A 15,242-nucleotide genomic window follows, 5' to 3' on the forward strand; every position below is an offset into this window, starting at 1 on the left:
AAATGATTATTACATTTACTAACAGTAGAGTGGAAGTAAGAGTATGCAACAAATAAATTGGCACTTAGGACAAGCAGTTTTGCCTGAGCATTTTACGCTATCTCAGCATTTATCAAACAAGCGCAATATTCACCTTTGCCAAGTTAACTCTACTGTAGATTTTTATGGTCTAGCAGAGCTCAAAATAGATGAATATTTATTTGATAAAAACATCCTTAGGGTAGAATCCTTACTATACATAACACTTACTTGCGAATGCATCCATTACCAAAGTTCCACTTACCCTAAAGTCTTAGAATTAAATTTAAATACTATAGATTCAGATACCGCTGAGATTGTCGTACAAATTAATAAAAAACCTTTGACAAAAGACGTTGGTGATAATGATACAAAAGTTCAAACAAAATTTTCCAATATCTCACTAGCTGTAAATCCTGAGAAAACAGATGAGTTGTCTAGTTTCAAAGTACTAACCTTAAATAAACTAGAAGACGGCAACTGGACACTTAAAGAATTCCTTCCTCCTATCTTAACTACAAAAGTTTATAACTTTAAATTAGTGACTGATAAACTAAGTAATTTATTACAAATAATACACTCCTATATTTTAAACGAAAAATCAACTAACTCAGCAATATCATCTTTTAAATTAACGTTATTAAATAATATTTTGTACAGCCGTAACCAGCTGCAGTATTATATTTGGCAGTTATCATATAGTAAGTATTCTCCTATAATTATATTTCATGCTACTCAAAATATATATTTATATTTATTACAATACCAAGAAACTACAGAAGTAGATTCTACTTTGGTTTATAAGCACGAAAAACCTTTGGAAAGTTTTCAATATCTAATTGCAGCAATCCGTGAGAAAGTGTTACATACAAAAGCTATAGAGTATAAGGTTTTAAAACCTATAGAAAATTTACTATCTACAGGCATTATAGAGTTTGAAGTTTTAAATCGTAAAAAGCACTATTTAGTTGTGCGTAAACCAACACAAGACTATAGCTATTCACTTTCTACAATTAAGCTAACTTCTCCAAGCAGAATTAAGCATGTAAATAAATACGCAATGGTTGGTTTAAAGCTTTCTAAGTTGGACTTTAACCCTTTACCTGTATCAAGTGTCGATAAATACTGTGATATTTATGAAATTCTACCATCAAGAGAGTGGGATTACATTCTTAGTGAGCAGGTAATATCTTTGCTAAATAGTAAAGATGTAAATGAACTTAAATTCGTTTATTACTATGTATAGGGATAGTTAGATTATATATGAACAAAACAGATTTAAAGAAAATACCTCTAGATAAACTTAAGCAACTTGATCTTATGATACTGCTAAACCTGTTGCACCGTGTTGGTTTTAATACACAAGATATTACATTTGAAAGCCGTTTAAGTCTTAGCCAGACTAGCAGGCTTATAGAAGATATAGTTTTTGATCGGGACAAAATTAAGCTTATTGTAAATATGGGGATACTATCTGCAAATTCGGCTTTGCCTGATCACATATTGGATTTTTTTTCTATAAATAATGATTCTGTATCTTGTACTGTATTAAACGCTTTAGCAAGTAAACTTTTAAAACACCAAATAAATATGCTTCTGATAGAACAATCTGATGAGTTAAAACATTTATATTTAAATGGAGACGTTCTTTTTACAAGAAACGATAATTTTTTTTATTCATTATCTTCTTATAACAGCTTATTTGAAAGGGCTCTTGTACAGTATAAATTGAACGTTAGATCAAAGTGGCAGTTAAGTTTAGTTAATAAAGCTAGCTACTTAAGTCAGAAAACAAACCTCTCTAATATGCATATTGGAAATAAATTACTGTCACCTAAGTTACATTTTACTATAACTCTCCAATCTGACCGTTTATTTAACAAAAAAAAATGCAAAGAAGTTTCAAAATGTATAGAAAAGTTGGTTTTAAGTAAGCTTTTTGACATAAATAGATATGCTATTATGGTAACTGTTTGGCTTATAATTCAGCCGGTACAAATAACTTTTATGCCCTTTTATCTATCTCAAGACACTAAGTTGATTAATCATAAAATAAAAATTTATGAGAGGTGTAAGTATGGATACTGATTTAAAGAATATCCAGTCAAAAGAACAGTTATATCAATATTTAGAATTAAATAAACAAAATAAAAATGATATTCTAGGGTCGGGCGACCTAAAAGTAATTATAGATGCGGTAGAGTATACGGTACAACGCTCTACACAAAGCATTCAAGAATTTATATTACAAAGAAGATTTAACTTATTTTATAGCTATTATCCTTACTTTTTTCAACATGTACCCAATCATGCTATAGTAGAAGCTTCTACAAACCAAAACGATAAGTTTATAGATTTAGAGCTAGGTGAAGAATTCGTATTAAAGTTAGACGATAACAATTTTAGGTTTCAGGCTGCTATACCTTTTGCTCTATTACCTTTTCAAGTAACAAATTGCTATATAGATAACAACATTATTAATATTGAAATTGACGCAATTAAACCTTTTAGGTTTGATAGAAACCGTTTTTTGCTAAGCGCTAATCCTTTGGTTATGAAAAACCATCAAATTTACCATCTTATAAATACTTTGAGAGAATATAAATCAGCAAAGATGACTTTATTTGTAAATGAGTTAGATAAACCCATACCTATTACTGTTTTTTTAAACTTTGATTTAAAGTTTAATCTAGAGATAACTCAAGAAATTATATTAAAGGCATTAACACAAGCAGTATTTAGTAACTTTTACATAGAGTTTGAGGATTTACCAGAAGATTATCTTTTTTATAAAATTTTGTTAGAAATAGAAATACCAAAATCTAATAATATATCGAAACCTTTAGCTTCCAATGTTATAAAAACTAATCTACTCCCTGTCTTTAACCTATTTGAAGATCACGCAATGAAAATTAACTGTGATTATACTCAAGAAAGCTATGGAGTAAAGCACTTAGATGGACCTAATGAATATGTTCCCACAAAATTATATAGCGTAGAATATAATAAACAAATTGCTTATCATAGCTATCTAAATCTTAGTAATGCAAAAAGCTATAATTTAATATTTGAGCCTTCAGGGCATATGAGAATAGCCTTCCTGGATCCTTCATTAGAGGAGCTTTCAGGTTCTAATGAAATTGTTATAAACGCTCAATGGACACAGATAATCTCCGCGGATGTTAAGAAAAAAAGTTATACTTTTATTCCTTTGAGTAGAAGTATTGGTAGCCTGAAATTCAATATAATTTATAGTTACGGCTTTAGAAGGAATCAACTCTTAGAAAGAGCAGAAAATATCTTAAAAGTATTAAATATTATTAACGCTACAGGTCTTGATATTGACACTTTTAAAACGCTAATTTCTCTTATAACAAATCATGATAAATATGCCGTAAAGTTTATTGAGAAAAACCTTATTAACATTGAGTCAAGTGGTGAATTTCGTTATGTAATATCTATAAAAACCGACTTATATAAACCTGAATTTGTTTTCTATGCGGATCTTGTACGTATGTTTCTTAAAACACACCTTTCTAAACGAATAGGTGTTAAGGTTAACTTTCAAATCAAAATAATATAAGGAGTATTTATGAATCAAGATATTATAAACGTTTTTGCTACTATAAATTTTTTCATAGAAAGTTATAACTTAGACACAAATATGCAAGATATTATAGCTTTTCGTGAGAAAGTAATTACTAAAACAACGCATATACACAATTTGATTCACCAAGAGCTTGGTGAGAGAATCAGTTTTTATATTGCATTCGCAATATACATTTACTGCGATGAGGTGATTAATAAACTAAACTTCGAAGCAGATAGTAATGTTACTAATTGGCACTTACTCCAAGAGGAGGTTTATCAGCGAAACGACGGGGGAGACTATTTTTTTGAAATAATAGAAATTGTCCTTGATAATCCCGTATTTCCTAAAGTTGTAGCTCAAGTTTTGTATTTAATATTAGCATTAGGGTTTAAAGGTTGTTATGTCGGCTTACAATCTGAAATAAACAAATATAAAAATAAGCTTTGTGCTATATTGCCAAATGAGGAAGTAGGTGACATTAGTTATCCAACACTTAATAATCTAGATAATAAATTTAGGAAAACTTATAAATTATGGATCTATAAAAGTATATTTTTAGCGGCTGTTTGTTTTCCTATTTTTTCTTACTTTGGCATATTGTTGATTAGGTAATAAAATTTAACATAGGAGGTAATAATGAGTAATTTTGTAGTAAGTAATGCTCTTTTAAAATGTTCTTTTGGCACTGTATCAACTCCTTTAACAGTATTACCTAAAGGACCTTTAGTAAAAGGTCAAGGTCAATTGGCAGCAACTATAAATGATCATATTCCTATGGTAAATATTAAGCCATTTGGAATGTGTAATAGCCCCTCAAATCCGGCTGGTATGGGCAAACCAATAGTACCTACTCCATGTCCATGCGTACCTATAATACCATCTCCATGGACACCATCAGCAACTAAAACAAAGGTTAACGGTCAACCAGCTCTGCTACAGAACGCGACTTGTATGTGTATTTGGGGAGGCCAAATAAGTATTAATACTCCTGGACAGATGATTATTGCGGCTAAGTAGGTGACTCTGTTGCAAGCTGAAATTAGACGGATGGTAATAAAACAAAAATAAAGGGAGAACTAAAATGGCATATGATTTAGAGTTAGCAATAAACTTTAGTAAGTTTGTTAATGAAACAAATAGTTTAAATCCTGATTACCATTCTATTTTTAAATTTGTTGGAGATCGACTTAACGAGTACGATTTAGACCGTTTTAATAATAACTCAAGTGCTTGGATAGGACAAGTCCAATATGAAAGGCTTAAAGGTGCTGAACCTTACGAAATCTTTCTGCACTCCAGTTTTAATTTTCGAAAATATGAAAAACTTGTGCCAGTGTTTAACCTTACTTGTAATTTTGATAATGAACTCTTTCATAAATATGTGGAGTTGTTGAAAAAACATATTTTAAATAAATATATTAATCCAAATAAAAAGATAACAAAGATAAGAGTTTTTATTTCTGGTCATGGTGCTTATAATATGAAGTTTGGAACAGGAGACAAAAAATTAAACAACGGTTTTGTAAGCTATAGTGACGTTATAACTATTTTAGATAATATCCTTTTTTCCTCGTTGGATCTGAATATATTGGACGCAGACATACAACTTATATCATGCAAAGCTGCTATTGAAAATTATCATGAAAAGTTCTTTAATTTATTGAGCAAAAAATATAAAGATACTGGTTTTAAATTTAGTGTTACAGGTTATTTAGAAAATATAACGTTAGAGGGTGCGCTAAGCAGTGATAAGTTTGTGTTACCAAAAACAAAAACTCATGGGGCGCCACAACAAATAATCTATAATTTAGTAAATTCCGAAGATGTCTCTAGCATTAAATCATCATTTAATAAAATAGTTAATAAAGTAGAAAAAATAAAAAAATGTAATCCCGCCACCCTTAGTGAAATATTCAAAGCTAGAGATCAAGCATTAAAAGAAAGTAATCAAAAATATAACTTAATTTTTATAGACATGCTAAGAGGACTACTTATTGATAGAATTGATAAGCTTGAAACTAGTGAATTTACGAAAGAAGAACCTATACTTTGCCAAAACACAATAATTGGCGAGCAAGGTGAGACGTTGCAAAATAGCCTAAATAAATTTTTATTACAAATCACTTCACTTAAAAAGGCTTTTATAAATCATATGAAAAAATATTGCCATGAACGTTGCGAATTATTACAAAAAAGGGGCTGCTAAAATAGTGTCAAACTCCGATGTAGTAGCTCAAACTTGATCTGACAGTCACCAATTAATTTGAGACTGAATTTATTTCTAAACTAGTGTCAGATTTATCAAACATATTACCTAAATTTTTCTCTTTTGCCAAAGGTTTTGAGTCAATAAAAGTTTTCATAGGCGTTTTTCCATAACAGTGCTTACCAGAATGTGGTCTATCGTTATTGTAATAATCCAGCCATATATCAACATCTTGCTGAATCTCCTCAATCGTTGAATAAACCTTTTTTCTAAACATTGTCTCATAACATTCATTTTTCATAGTTTTATGAAATCTTTCACAGATACCATTAGTTTGAGGGGAGTTAGCTTTTGTTTTAGTATGGTCAATGTCTTCTATGCTTAAGTACATCTGGTAGGAATGATTCTCCAGCTTTCCACAATATTCCGTGCCTCTATCTGTTAATACTCTTAATAGATCTATTCCATGTTCCTCAAAGAATGGTAATACCTTATCATTAAGCATATCAGCAGCTACTATTGCATTTTTTTCTGTATATAACTTAGCAAATCCTACTCTAGTATACGTATCTACAAATGTCTGTTGATATATCTTACCTATACCTTTTATATACTCTACATAGCTATCTTGAGATCCTAAGTAACCTGGATGATGCGTTTCAATCTCACCAGTAGCAACCTTTTTAGCTTTTTCTTTTTCTAAAGCTTGTAATTGAGCTTCTGTAAGTATAAAGCCATCTTGAGCTACTTTGGTCTCTAGTGCTGTTAATCGCTTCTTAAAATTCTCTAAGTCATGTCTAAGCCAAATAGATCTAACTCCACTTCCTGAGACTAATATTCCTTGCTTTGCTAATTCATTTGATACTCTATGTTGTCCATACGCCGGATATTCATAAGCCATATTAACTACTGCTTGCTCAATATGTGCCTCAACTCTATTTTTCTCTAATGGCTTCTTACGGGATATTTCTTGTAAAGCTAATTCTCCACCATTATCGTATAACTCTTTAAAGCGATAGTAGCTGTCTCTTGAGTAACCCATCACTTTACAAGCTTGCTTGACATTACCTAATTGTTTTGCTAATTCTAACAGACCTAATTTGGGTTTGATTATCTTTTGAGATGCATTCATTTTATTCTTCCTTAATTTGACATCTTATTTTATACACAATGTCAGATTAAGTCAAAGCTATTACAATAAAAGACTTAATTTTTTTTAAGCAATAACTTATCACTATCCTTATATGCTTGCTCAGCAAAATCACCCATCCATTGCTTTACAGCTTTAAAATTTTCCATAAAAGCTTGCTTATCACCTTTGATGATATCTTTCGAATTTTCAGCGACAAACTCAGCAAACTCAGCGATAGCTTTTTGTCTACTTTCATCAGACATAATAATATCAGCATACAATCCAGGTCCTTGGCTAAATAGCCTGCCGACTATGTTTAACTCCATTTTATATACAGGACTTGCAAGTTTCAGCATCTTTTGAATATCGATACCCTTATGTTTTAGAAACATACCTAAACAATAAACACTAAAATGCTCGATCCCTTGAATAAAAGTCATAGCCTGATCGTGATCTTTAGCTGTCATTTTTTCGATAGAAAAACCTATTTTAGCTAAATCATCAATAAAAAATTTATATAGCTCTTGATCCCTACCGTCACAAACTACAATTACTTGTTTATCTGGATGTTTTATAGTTGGTCCAAAAATTGGATGTAGTCCAACTACAGGTCCATCATAATACTTTAACATAGCATCTAAAGGCTCTTGTTTTATACTTGTATAGTCAGCTAATATAGTTCCTTGAGAGAGGTACGGAATAACTTTTTTAATGATTTTTTCTGTTAAATATATAGGCACCGATAGTATAACTATATCTTGGTTAGCAAGCTTATCTTTAGGATTATTCCAATCATCTTCATCAAAAATAGTGAGTTTGTATTCTGGTAAAAACTTTGAAAAAATGTATTGAGACATCTGCCCCATTTCACCATTACCACCTACTATACAAATCTTTTTTTGCATTCTTTATACCTTAAAACTAAAAGTTACAGGACCATCATTTATTAATGAAACTTTCATCTCAGCACCAAATATCCCTGCTTGAGTGTTTGGGTATTTATCTCTAAATATTTGTAATAAGTTTTCAAATTTACCCTTAGCAATAGCTGGAGAACACCCATCGCTAAAACTAGGACGGTTACCTTTACTGGTATTAGCTGCTAAAGTAAACTGCGGAACTAAGATAATTCCACCACTAATATCTTGTAGTGATAAATTCATCTTGCCAGCATCATCTTCAAAGATACGATATTTTAGGATTTTATCAGTTATCTTGTTAAAATTATTGCTATCGTCTTCTTTTTCAACACATATCAAAGCTAAAATACCTTGTTCTATTTTAGCAACAGTTGCATTATCTACCATAACACTAGCAGAACTAACTCTTTGAATAATGCTAATCATATTAAAATAAATTTTTCATTAAATTCTATTATTATAAATAATCTTGTACTTTATGTATTTAAAATATTTACTAGTCATCGAAAAAAATAGTATGTAGAATAACTTATTTTAATATATAAGCAACAATCTCCATGAAGAAAATACAACCTCTTATATTATTTATAGTACTTTACTTATTAGTGTGGGTTGGTTTTACTTTTTTGATCCACGACCCTACTAGCATCTCTCCAGATACAGTTGAAAATATTATGTGGGGAATAAATCCAAGCTTAATGTACGACAAACATCCAGGCTTAGGTGCTTTATTTCTTAAACTTTTTTTATTTGTCAGTTCCCCTCTAGGTGCTAACCTTATCGCATCTTCTATATGTGTAGTAGCTACTTGGATATATATTTATAAATTGTCCTGTTTGTATTTTGATATTAAAGAATCTGTTTTTATAACTATTTTATCTGCTTTAAGCTTTTTTTATATGGGGGAATTTTTTCTCCAGTACAACCAAAATATAATACTTCTACCTTTTTGGAGTGCTAGCGGCTATTATTTTGTAAGATCAATAGAGTTTAATAATACCAAGGATTGGATTTTGACCTCTGTAGCTTTAGCTGTTGGAGTATATGCTAAGTTTCAGATTGGACTAATTGGGCTAGCCATGCTTTTATATCTAGTTTTTAATTATGATAAAAAGTACAGATTAAATATCCTAATAGCTATTATCTTTGGTACAGCTCTACTTACACCTGGATTTATATCATTAACAAATATAGATTTTTCAGCTATTACGTATCTTACAGCTAGAATGAATGAGCAAAACAACAGTATTGTATATAATTTCTTTGCAGCAATTTTTGATAGTAGTTTTCAATTGCTTAATTTTTCAGTGGCAATAGTAGTATTGATGTATCTTTTTTTAAAAAAGAAGTTGGTTAGGCATCGACAAGATTTACCTAAAGTTGCTAAAGCTAGCATAATATTAGGCTTGTTTCCTTACCTCATTTTTTGTGGGCTAGAAATGGTTAAAGGCATTTTGCCTACCGAATGGCTTGTATGTACTACAGTTTTAGTTTTTCCTGCTATATATACCCTTATTAGAGTTAAGTTAGTAAATATAAATTTATATAAGTTAGTTGCATTAGGTGTTATTGTAAATGCTATTTATTTCTGTATTTTTAATGTAGTTGCTTTTTACAGTAGTATAGAAGGACATAATAATATAGGAAACAGTGTTGCTGTTTCAGCAGATAAGTTTATAGAACAAAATAATCTCCCTTATCCACAATACGCTTCAGGTTATTGGAAATATGGTTTTTATTTGACTGTATTTATGAAAAATAAACCTCATTATATTAGGGAGTGGCAGAGCTCTAAAGTAAACGGTACAATGGTTTTAGTTTATCCAGGATGCCAAAGTAGCTTAAATGTAGAAGCATATGGATATAAGCTAATTTACAAGAAATGTGAAGAAGTAAAACTAGTAGATAAAATACCATCTCAAAGTAATCCTTTTACGTTCTATTTAGTCAAAAAATAGAAATCTTTTAAAATATACTTGGATAAACATATTTTAAATCTCCTTAAAAGCTTATGGTTATTTATACCTAATTTTAACGGTTGAGATTGTTAGAAATTTACTTTAATATACCTTCCAATCTCCGTTATTTTTTATCTAGATAAAAAACATAAATTTTACGATCATCTATGAAAAAATTATTGTCACAAAATAGAGTTATTATTACTACGTATTTTTTCCTTTACCTACTTATCTGGATTGGGCTAAGCATTTTGATATACGATGCAAATGCACTACCCATAGACGTTGCAGAAAATATAGCGTGGTCAAAACATCTGCAAATAGCTTTTGATAAGCATCCATTCTTAGGGGCATTTTTTATAAAGTTAATATTGCCTTTTTCACCCTCTACTATGATAGCAAATTTATTAGCTAGCAGTATTTGTTTGTTAGTGACTCTACTTTACACTTATAAAGTAACTAAGCTTTTTATGTCAAAAAATGAGTCTATTGTTATCATTATACTCAGTAGCTGCGGGGGTATTTACACAGCTTTAAATTTTGTTGACTATAGTCAAAATTCTATAGTTTTGCCATTTTGGGTAATGTCTTGCTATTATTTCACTCTAGCAATGAGGAAAAATAAAACTATCTATTGGGTTATACTTGGCTTGCTATGTGCACTTGGATTATACGCCAAGCTAGAAATGGGATTGATTATTCTATGTTTGGCTCTTTACTTGATTTTTAATTTTAAAAGAGAATATTTTAAAAAAGTTCTGCTATCTTTTAGTGTTTTTATTATTAGTTTTATTCCACTTATTTGGTGGCTATTCCACACAAACTTTGTTTTGATAACTTATGCACTAAATAGAATGCATGCAACAGGGGATAACATTATAATTAACTTTTTAGTAGCGCAATTAAATAATTTATCTACAATAGGTATAATTGCTATACCGATATTCTGCATTTTGATTTTGCTAAGAATGAAAGTGTTTAAAGTAGAAAGAAATGTAGAGACAACTTTCTTTGGACGTCTGAAGCATCCATTAGTGTGCTACGGTATATATCCTTTATTATTTTTCTTTGTTTTACAAACTTATAAAATTCACCTTGAATATGGCTGGTTAATTCCAATTATGTCACTTACATTACCAGCTGTATTTTATTTGTTAAATATTAAAATAAGAGGGTTCTCATTAAGAAAGATTGTATATGTAGTACTCTGTTTTCAGATTTTGGTTTTTATGGTATATAACTTATTTGGCTATTTCACACCGATGAAAGATCCAAGAACATTATCAAATCATGTAGCGCTGAAGGCAGAAGAATTTTGGCAACAAAATGAAAGCCAACCATTGAAAAATGTTATAGGGTATTTTTCTATATACATTACACCTTTTATTTCAGACACCGCAACTGCACATAGAAACTTTGAAGATACCAGAATTCCAACTAACACTGTTTCACTTGGTGTCTTGGATAACTGTAATATCAAAGCTAATAATGCTTATCTTAAATCTCTTGGTTACACAATAGGTAAGCAAAAATGTATAATAATAGATAGAGTAGGTAAATACTCTGATGAAAAACAGAATTTTACATTATACATTTTAGAAAAAAGTTAGTTTCTGAGGCTAATTCTTTTTAGCAGAGACTACTTTTTTATTTATAGAAAAAGTCCAAAACCACAAAACCAAAGCATACACCCCCCACCATTCAACTATACTTTGGTTTTCGTAAGTTGGTGCCATAAAAATAGAAACTATTGCTGTGACTACTGTTATAGTTAAACAAAAGTATCTGATGAAAATAGGATTTTTGTTAACTTTGTGAAAGTATTTATATTCAACTAAGGTATACCATACTTGGCAGATAGTCATAGATACAAAAAAGATAGAAACGCACTTTATATGAAATTGAAGAGGGGTATTTTCTCCATCGATGACAGCTGTACCAATAACTAAACCCGCACAGCCTATAGCTGCTAAAAAAAGTATAAATTTACCTTGCTTAATAACGGCACTATTATAATCACTTATTTGGATTAGCCATTCTTTTATAAAAAAGAAAATAATAGCCATAAGTGTTGCTGTAGGTATTAAAATAGCTTTTAACATGTACGATTCAGGTGGATAAAAACCTGCATGAGTTATGTCAGAACATCCGGATATAAAAGGATTACATAATTTATTGTGACCATTAACAATAGATATAAAATATATAACTAAAAAAAGTACAGCTACAGAAGTAGTAGTTATAAAAATAAGTTTTTTAGGGTTAAATCCTGCTTTCATAATTCTATATTAAGTATGTTTTTGGCTTGTTTTTGTTGAGCTTATACTACCATAAATCATCAAAATTGCTAATTTTAAATAACTTTTGATTCTATTAGATGCTTTTTAATCGTAGTAATAGAACATTTACCTTTTTATTTTCTATGGTATAATTTTGGGGTTTCTTTTAAAACACAGAAAAATAAAGGATTTAAAAAAATGCCGTTTGTAGTAACAGAAAGCTGCATAAAATGTAAATATGGTGATTGCGTTGAGGTTTGTCCAGTAGATTGCTTCTATGAGGGACCAAATATGTTGGTTATAAATCCAGATGAGTGTATTGATTGTGCTTTATGTGAACCAGAATGTCCTGTTAGTGCAATCAAATCTAGTGATGATCTTAATGAAAAAGAAGAGCAAATGCTAGATTTAAATAAAGAGTTAGCAAATTTATGGCCAAATATAGTAGAAAAATGTGAGCCTTGTGAAGATGCTGATAATTGGGCATCTGTAACAGATAAATTAAAATATTTAGAGAGATAAATTTACCGATAAAAGCCTCTTTCTACGTTAGATGTTATTGTAGTTATTTGATATTAGAAGCAATTTTATCAAAAAATATCCCACAAAAAAGTGTATAATAAGTACTCAAGAAAACTGATTATTTTGGGTAATTTCGTTTAATGTAGCTAGCCTGTAAAAATGTTGTCTTGTTACGATACTGAAAAAGTTTAGCATACATAGACTTTGTTCGTAGCATTCATTTTAAGGAACAAGGCTAATGTTATATAGCTTTATGTATTTAACATCTATATTTATGGAGACAGATAGATGAAATCTTTTCTAAAAAAGATTTGGAATATTCTAATGTGGTCAAGAATGACTGCTTTTCAGCTTTACTCTTTTGCTGTAATTGGTGGTTGCAGTATTCTTATAAATATTTTCGCTTTTTTAAAGTTGCCCTTATCTTGGAGAATGGCTGTATGTTATGTTTGGACATATCTTTACTGGATAGGGATGTTAGTATTTTTACAAGTTTTTATAAAAGTTACAGGTAGAGCTAATATAGATAGAGATTATTCTTGCATTTACGTCTCAAAACACCAGTCAATGCTTGAGACATTTATGTTTTATGGACTTATTGGTAAATGTCACTTTATAATGAAAAAAGAACTTTTTGATGCCCCTATATTTGGTTCTGCTATGAAAAATTTAGGAAGTATCGCTATAGATAGAGACAAGCCTAGAGAATCTTTAAAAAAGGTTGTTACAGAAGGTAAAGAAAGCTTAGCAAATGGAATAAATGTTGTTATTTTTCCAGAAGGCACAAGAGTTAAAGTAGGAGAGTATCCAGAGTTTCAGCGTTCAGCTATGAAACTGGCATCTGATGCAAATGTTTTTATAATACCAGTAGCACATAATTTTGGTAGATTTTTCCCAAAAAGTTGGTCAGAAGTTATTAAACCGGGTATAGCTAGGATGGATTTTGGTAAAAGAATAGACCCTAATGATTATGATTCAAAAGAGCTAACAAGCCTTTGTCATAAAATTATTAATGAAAAAACAAAAGAATTTAATGGTTAACTAAGGGATATTATATGAAAAAAATACTCTATCCTTTATTAGTGATGAGGATGCAAATCTTTAAAATATATGCATATATAGTACTTATGTTCTGTTGTATTTTGATGAATACAGTTGGTGTACTAGGATTTTCTTTGAAAGTTAGGCTTTTTGTATGTTGGCTGTGGTCATGTTTATATAGATTAGGGGTTTTAATTATTTTACAGATATATGTAAAGATTGATGGCAAGGAAAATATTCCTAATACTCCTTGTATATATATCTCAAAACACCAATCGATGCTTGAAACTTTTGTTTTTTATGGGTTAGTTAAAAAATGTTGTTTTGTTATGAAGCAAGAATTATTAGAAAAACCTATATTTGGTAAAACAAATGAGTTTGCTGAAGCAATAGGTATAGATAGAGATAAAGGCCTCTCATCTATGAAAAAAGTTATTGAAGAAGGAAAAGACAGGATAAAAAATAAAGGTTTAAGTATAATAATTTTCCCTGAAGGTACTAGAGTCCCTGTAGGTGAGTACCCTAAGTTTCAACGTTCAGCTATAAAACTTGCAACAGTAACCCAGACTCCCATAATACCAGTAGCACATAATTTTGGGGTTTATTTTGGTCGTAAAAAAGGTGACTTTATAAAACCTGGGATTGCTAGAATGTCTTTTGGAGCTGCTATAGATTCTAAAAGTTACAGTGTATCAGAGTTAACAGATAAATGTTATGAAATTATAAACACTAAAACAAAGTCTTTTGGTGGTTAAGTTAAAAGGTCCCCGTGTCAATCACGAGAATGACTGTATTGTGTTGGTATCCCATGGGCTTTTATGAGTAAATCAATGGTCTTTTCTATTATAGAATGAACTCAGCAACTATTGGGTTATGATCAGATATTTTTTTACAATCTAAAACACAAGCTTTATCTAGTTTTAGACCCCGATAGAGAATAAAATCTAGATGATTCTTTTGGAAAGATTTAACCAGGTCTGGTTCATCTATAAAAGCTATTCTAAACTTGAATTCTCGACAAAAATCTTTTATTAGCTTTACTCTCTTTCTATTCCAAGTATTAAAGTCACCTGCTATTATAATAGGGTTTTTATACTTTACTGGATCAATAATTTCTTTTATTTTTTCAAACTCATACTCATAAACCTTATTACTTTTAAAATTTATAGCGTGAATATTTACCACAACTATTTTTTTATCACCAATTTTTATATGACTTATTAAAGATGCTTTATGTGTTTTTATAACAGACTCTCGATGTGTTGTAAGAATTTTAATATTTTTATCCACAGGATAATGGCTTACCGTTGCTACACCGTAATTATGGCTTCTTAGAACTATATTAGAGGCAAAATTTATATTGAAATTCTCTATCGGGAATACATTATCATTATGGTATACAGCTTCTTGTAAGCAGAAGATATCTACATTATATTCGTAATGTATACTTTTTATATAGGATCTGAACGCTTGGGGATTTTTATAGTCTATCTTAAAAGTGTTCCAACTCATTAAACAGAATTTATTTTGAAATTCTTGAAAAGAGCTTTTTTTAGACATACAGTTTATACTAA

General features: G+C 30.1%; 16 protein-coding genes. 11 read left to right on the forward strand and 5 right to left on the reverse strand.

Features of this window, described 5'->3' with window-relative positions; all coding sequences use genetic code 11:
* The first annotated feature begins 43 nt into the window (after positions 1-43).
* The 6 genes from tssK (at position 44) to FRA_RS07595 (ending at position 5,816) form a co-directional block, all read left to right on the forward strand.
* Positions 44-1,264 (forward strand): type VI secretion system baseplate subunit TssK, encoded by a 1,221-nt coding sequence (tssK, locus tag FRA_RS07570; protein WP_035720425.1) that lies wholly within the window; start codon positions 44-46, stop codon positions 1,262-1,264.
* A 17-nt stretch (positions 1,265-1,281) separates the two neighbouring features.
* Positions 1,282-2,106, forward strand: a complete 825-nt coding sequence (locus FRA_RS07575; protein WP_035720426.1) for a hypothetical protein — start codon at positions 1,282-1,284, stop codon at positions 2,104-2,106.
* Positions 2,096-3,601 carry a type VI secretion system baseplate subunit TssF/IglH gene (gene iglH / locus FRA_RS07580; RefSeq protein ID WP_035720427.1) on the forward strand — a complete coding sequence of 502 codons (1,506 nt, stop codon included), beginning with the start codon at positions 2,096-2,098 and terminating at the stop codon, positions 3,599-3,601. The genes FRA_RS07575 and iglH overlap by 11 nt, the downstream gene beginning before the upstream one ends.
* A 9-nt stretch (positions 3,602-3,610) precedes the next feature.
* Positions 3,611-4,222, forward strand: a complete 612-nt coding sequence (locus FRA_RS07585) for a DotU family type IV/VI secretion system protein (RefSeq protein WP_035720429.1) — start codon at positions 3,611-3,613, stop codon at positions 4,220-4,222.
* 24 nt (positions 4,223-4,246) lie between these two features.
* On the forward strand, positions 4,247-4,627 hold the full coding sequence (locus FRA_RS07590) for a DUF4280 domain-containing protein (protein WP_035720431.1): 381 nt from the start codon (positions 4,247-4,249) through the stop codon (positions 4,625-4,627).
* Between the two features lie 64 nt (positions 4,628-4,691).
* On the forward strand, positions 4,692-5,816 hold the full coding sequence (locus FRA_RS07595) for a hypothetical protein (protein WP_035720433.1): 1,125 nt from the start codon (positions 4,692-4,694) through the stop codon (positions 5,814-5,816).
* Positions 5,817-5,868: 52 nt separating this feature from the next.
* Here FRA_RS07595 and FRA_RS07600 read toward each other — a convergent pair whose 3' ends face one another.
* The 3 genes from FRA_RS07600 to dtd all read right to left on the reverse strand — a co-directional run bounded on the left by FRA_RS07600 (position 5,869) and on the right by dtd (position 8,294).
* Positions 5,869-6,948, reverse strand: a complete 1,080-nt coding sequence (locus FRA_RS07600; protein ID WP_464110824.1) for an IS481-like element ISFw3 family transposase — start codon at positions 6,946-6,948, stop codon at positions 5,869-5,871.
* A gap of 74 nt (positions 6,949-7,022) precedes the next feature.
* Positions 7,023-7,853 carry a bifunctional chorismate mutase/prephenate dehydrogenase gene (gene tyrA / locus FRA_RS07605; RefSeq protein WP_035720434.1) on the reverse strand — a complete coding sequence of 277 codons (831 nt, stop codon included), beginning with the start codon at positions 7,851-7,853 and terminating at the stop codon, positions 7,023-7,025.
* Positions 7,854-7,856: 3 nt separating this feature from the next.
* Entirely contained in the window at positions 7,857-8,294 is a 438-nt protein-coding gene (dtd, locus tag FRA_RS07610; RefSeq protein WP_035720435.1) for a D-aminoacyl-tRNA deacylase, read from the reverse strand.
* Positions 8,295-8,425: 131 nt separating this feature from the next.
* On the opposite strand from dtd, the gene FRA_RS07615 reads away from it, so the two are divergent.
* Both FRA_RS07615 and FRA_RS07620 read left to right on the forward strand, forming a co-directional pair.
* Positions 8,426-9,826 (forward strand): glycosyltransferase family 39 protein, encoded by a 1,401-nt coding sequence (locus tag FRA_RS07615; RefSeq protein ID WP_035720437.1) that lies wholly within the window; start codon positions 8,426-8,428, stop codon positions 9,824-9,826.
* A gap of 167 nt (positions 9,827-9,993) precedes the next feature.
* Entirely contained in the window at positions 9,994-11,436 is a 1,443-nt protein-coding gene (locus FRA_RS07620; protein ID WP_051686779.1) for a glycosyltransferase family 39 protein, read from the forward strand.
* Between the two features lie 9 nt (positions 11,437-11,445).
* Here FRA_RS07620 and FRA_RS07625 read toward each other — a convergent pair whose 3' ends face one another.
* A complete protein-coding gene (locus FRA_RS07625; RefSeq protein WP_035720439.1) occupies positions 11,446-12,105 on the reverse strand; it encodes a Frag1/DRAM/Sfk1 family protein in 660 nt (219 codons plus the stop codon).
* Between the two features lie 198 nt (positions 12,106-12,303).
* Between FRA_RS07625 and fdxA the strand changes: the two genes are divergently transcribed.
* From fdxA to FRA_RS07640, 3 genes are all read left to right on the forward strand, one after another.
* A complete protein-coding gene (fdxA, locus tag FRA_RS07630) occupies positions 12,304-12,627 on the forward strand; it encodes a ferredoxin FdxA (RefSeq protein ID WP_035720440.1) in 324 nt (107 codons plus the stop codon).
* A 288-nt stretch (positions 12,628-12,915) separates the two neighbouring features.
* A complete protein-coding gene (locus FRA_RS07635; RefSeq protein WP_035720441.1) occupies positions 12,916-13,668 on the forward strand; it encodes a lysophospholipid acyltransferase family protein in 753 nt (250 codons plus the stop codon).
* Between the two features lie 14 nt (positions 13,669-13,682).
* Positions 13,683-14,423 (forward strand): lysophospholipid acyltransferase family protein, encoded by a 741-nt coding sequence (locus FRA_RS07640; protein ID WP_035720444.1) that lies wholly within the window; start codon positions 13,683-13,685, stop codon positions 14,421-14,423.
* An 88-nt stretch (positions 14,424-14,511) separates the two neighbouring features.
* Here the strand turns inward: FRA_RS07640 and FRA_RS07645 are convergent, their stop codons facing one another.
* The gene (locus FRA_RS07645) at positions 14,512-15,228 is read right to left on the reverse strand and encodes an endonuclease/exonuclease/phosphatase family protein (protein WP_035720445.1); all 717 of its coding nucleotides are present in this window, start codon (positions 15,226-15,228) and stop codon (positions 14,512-14,514) included.
* Positions 15,229-15,242 lie beyond the last annotated feature (14 nt).

This window comes from Allofrancisella heilbronnii (genome assembly GCF_000710735.2).
Classification (GTDB): Bacteria; Pseudomonadota; Gammaproteobacteria; order Francisellales; family Francisellaceae; genus Francisella; species Francisella frigidaquae.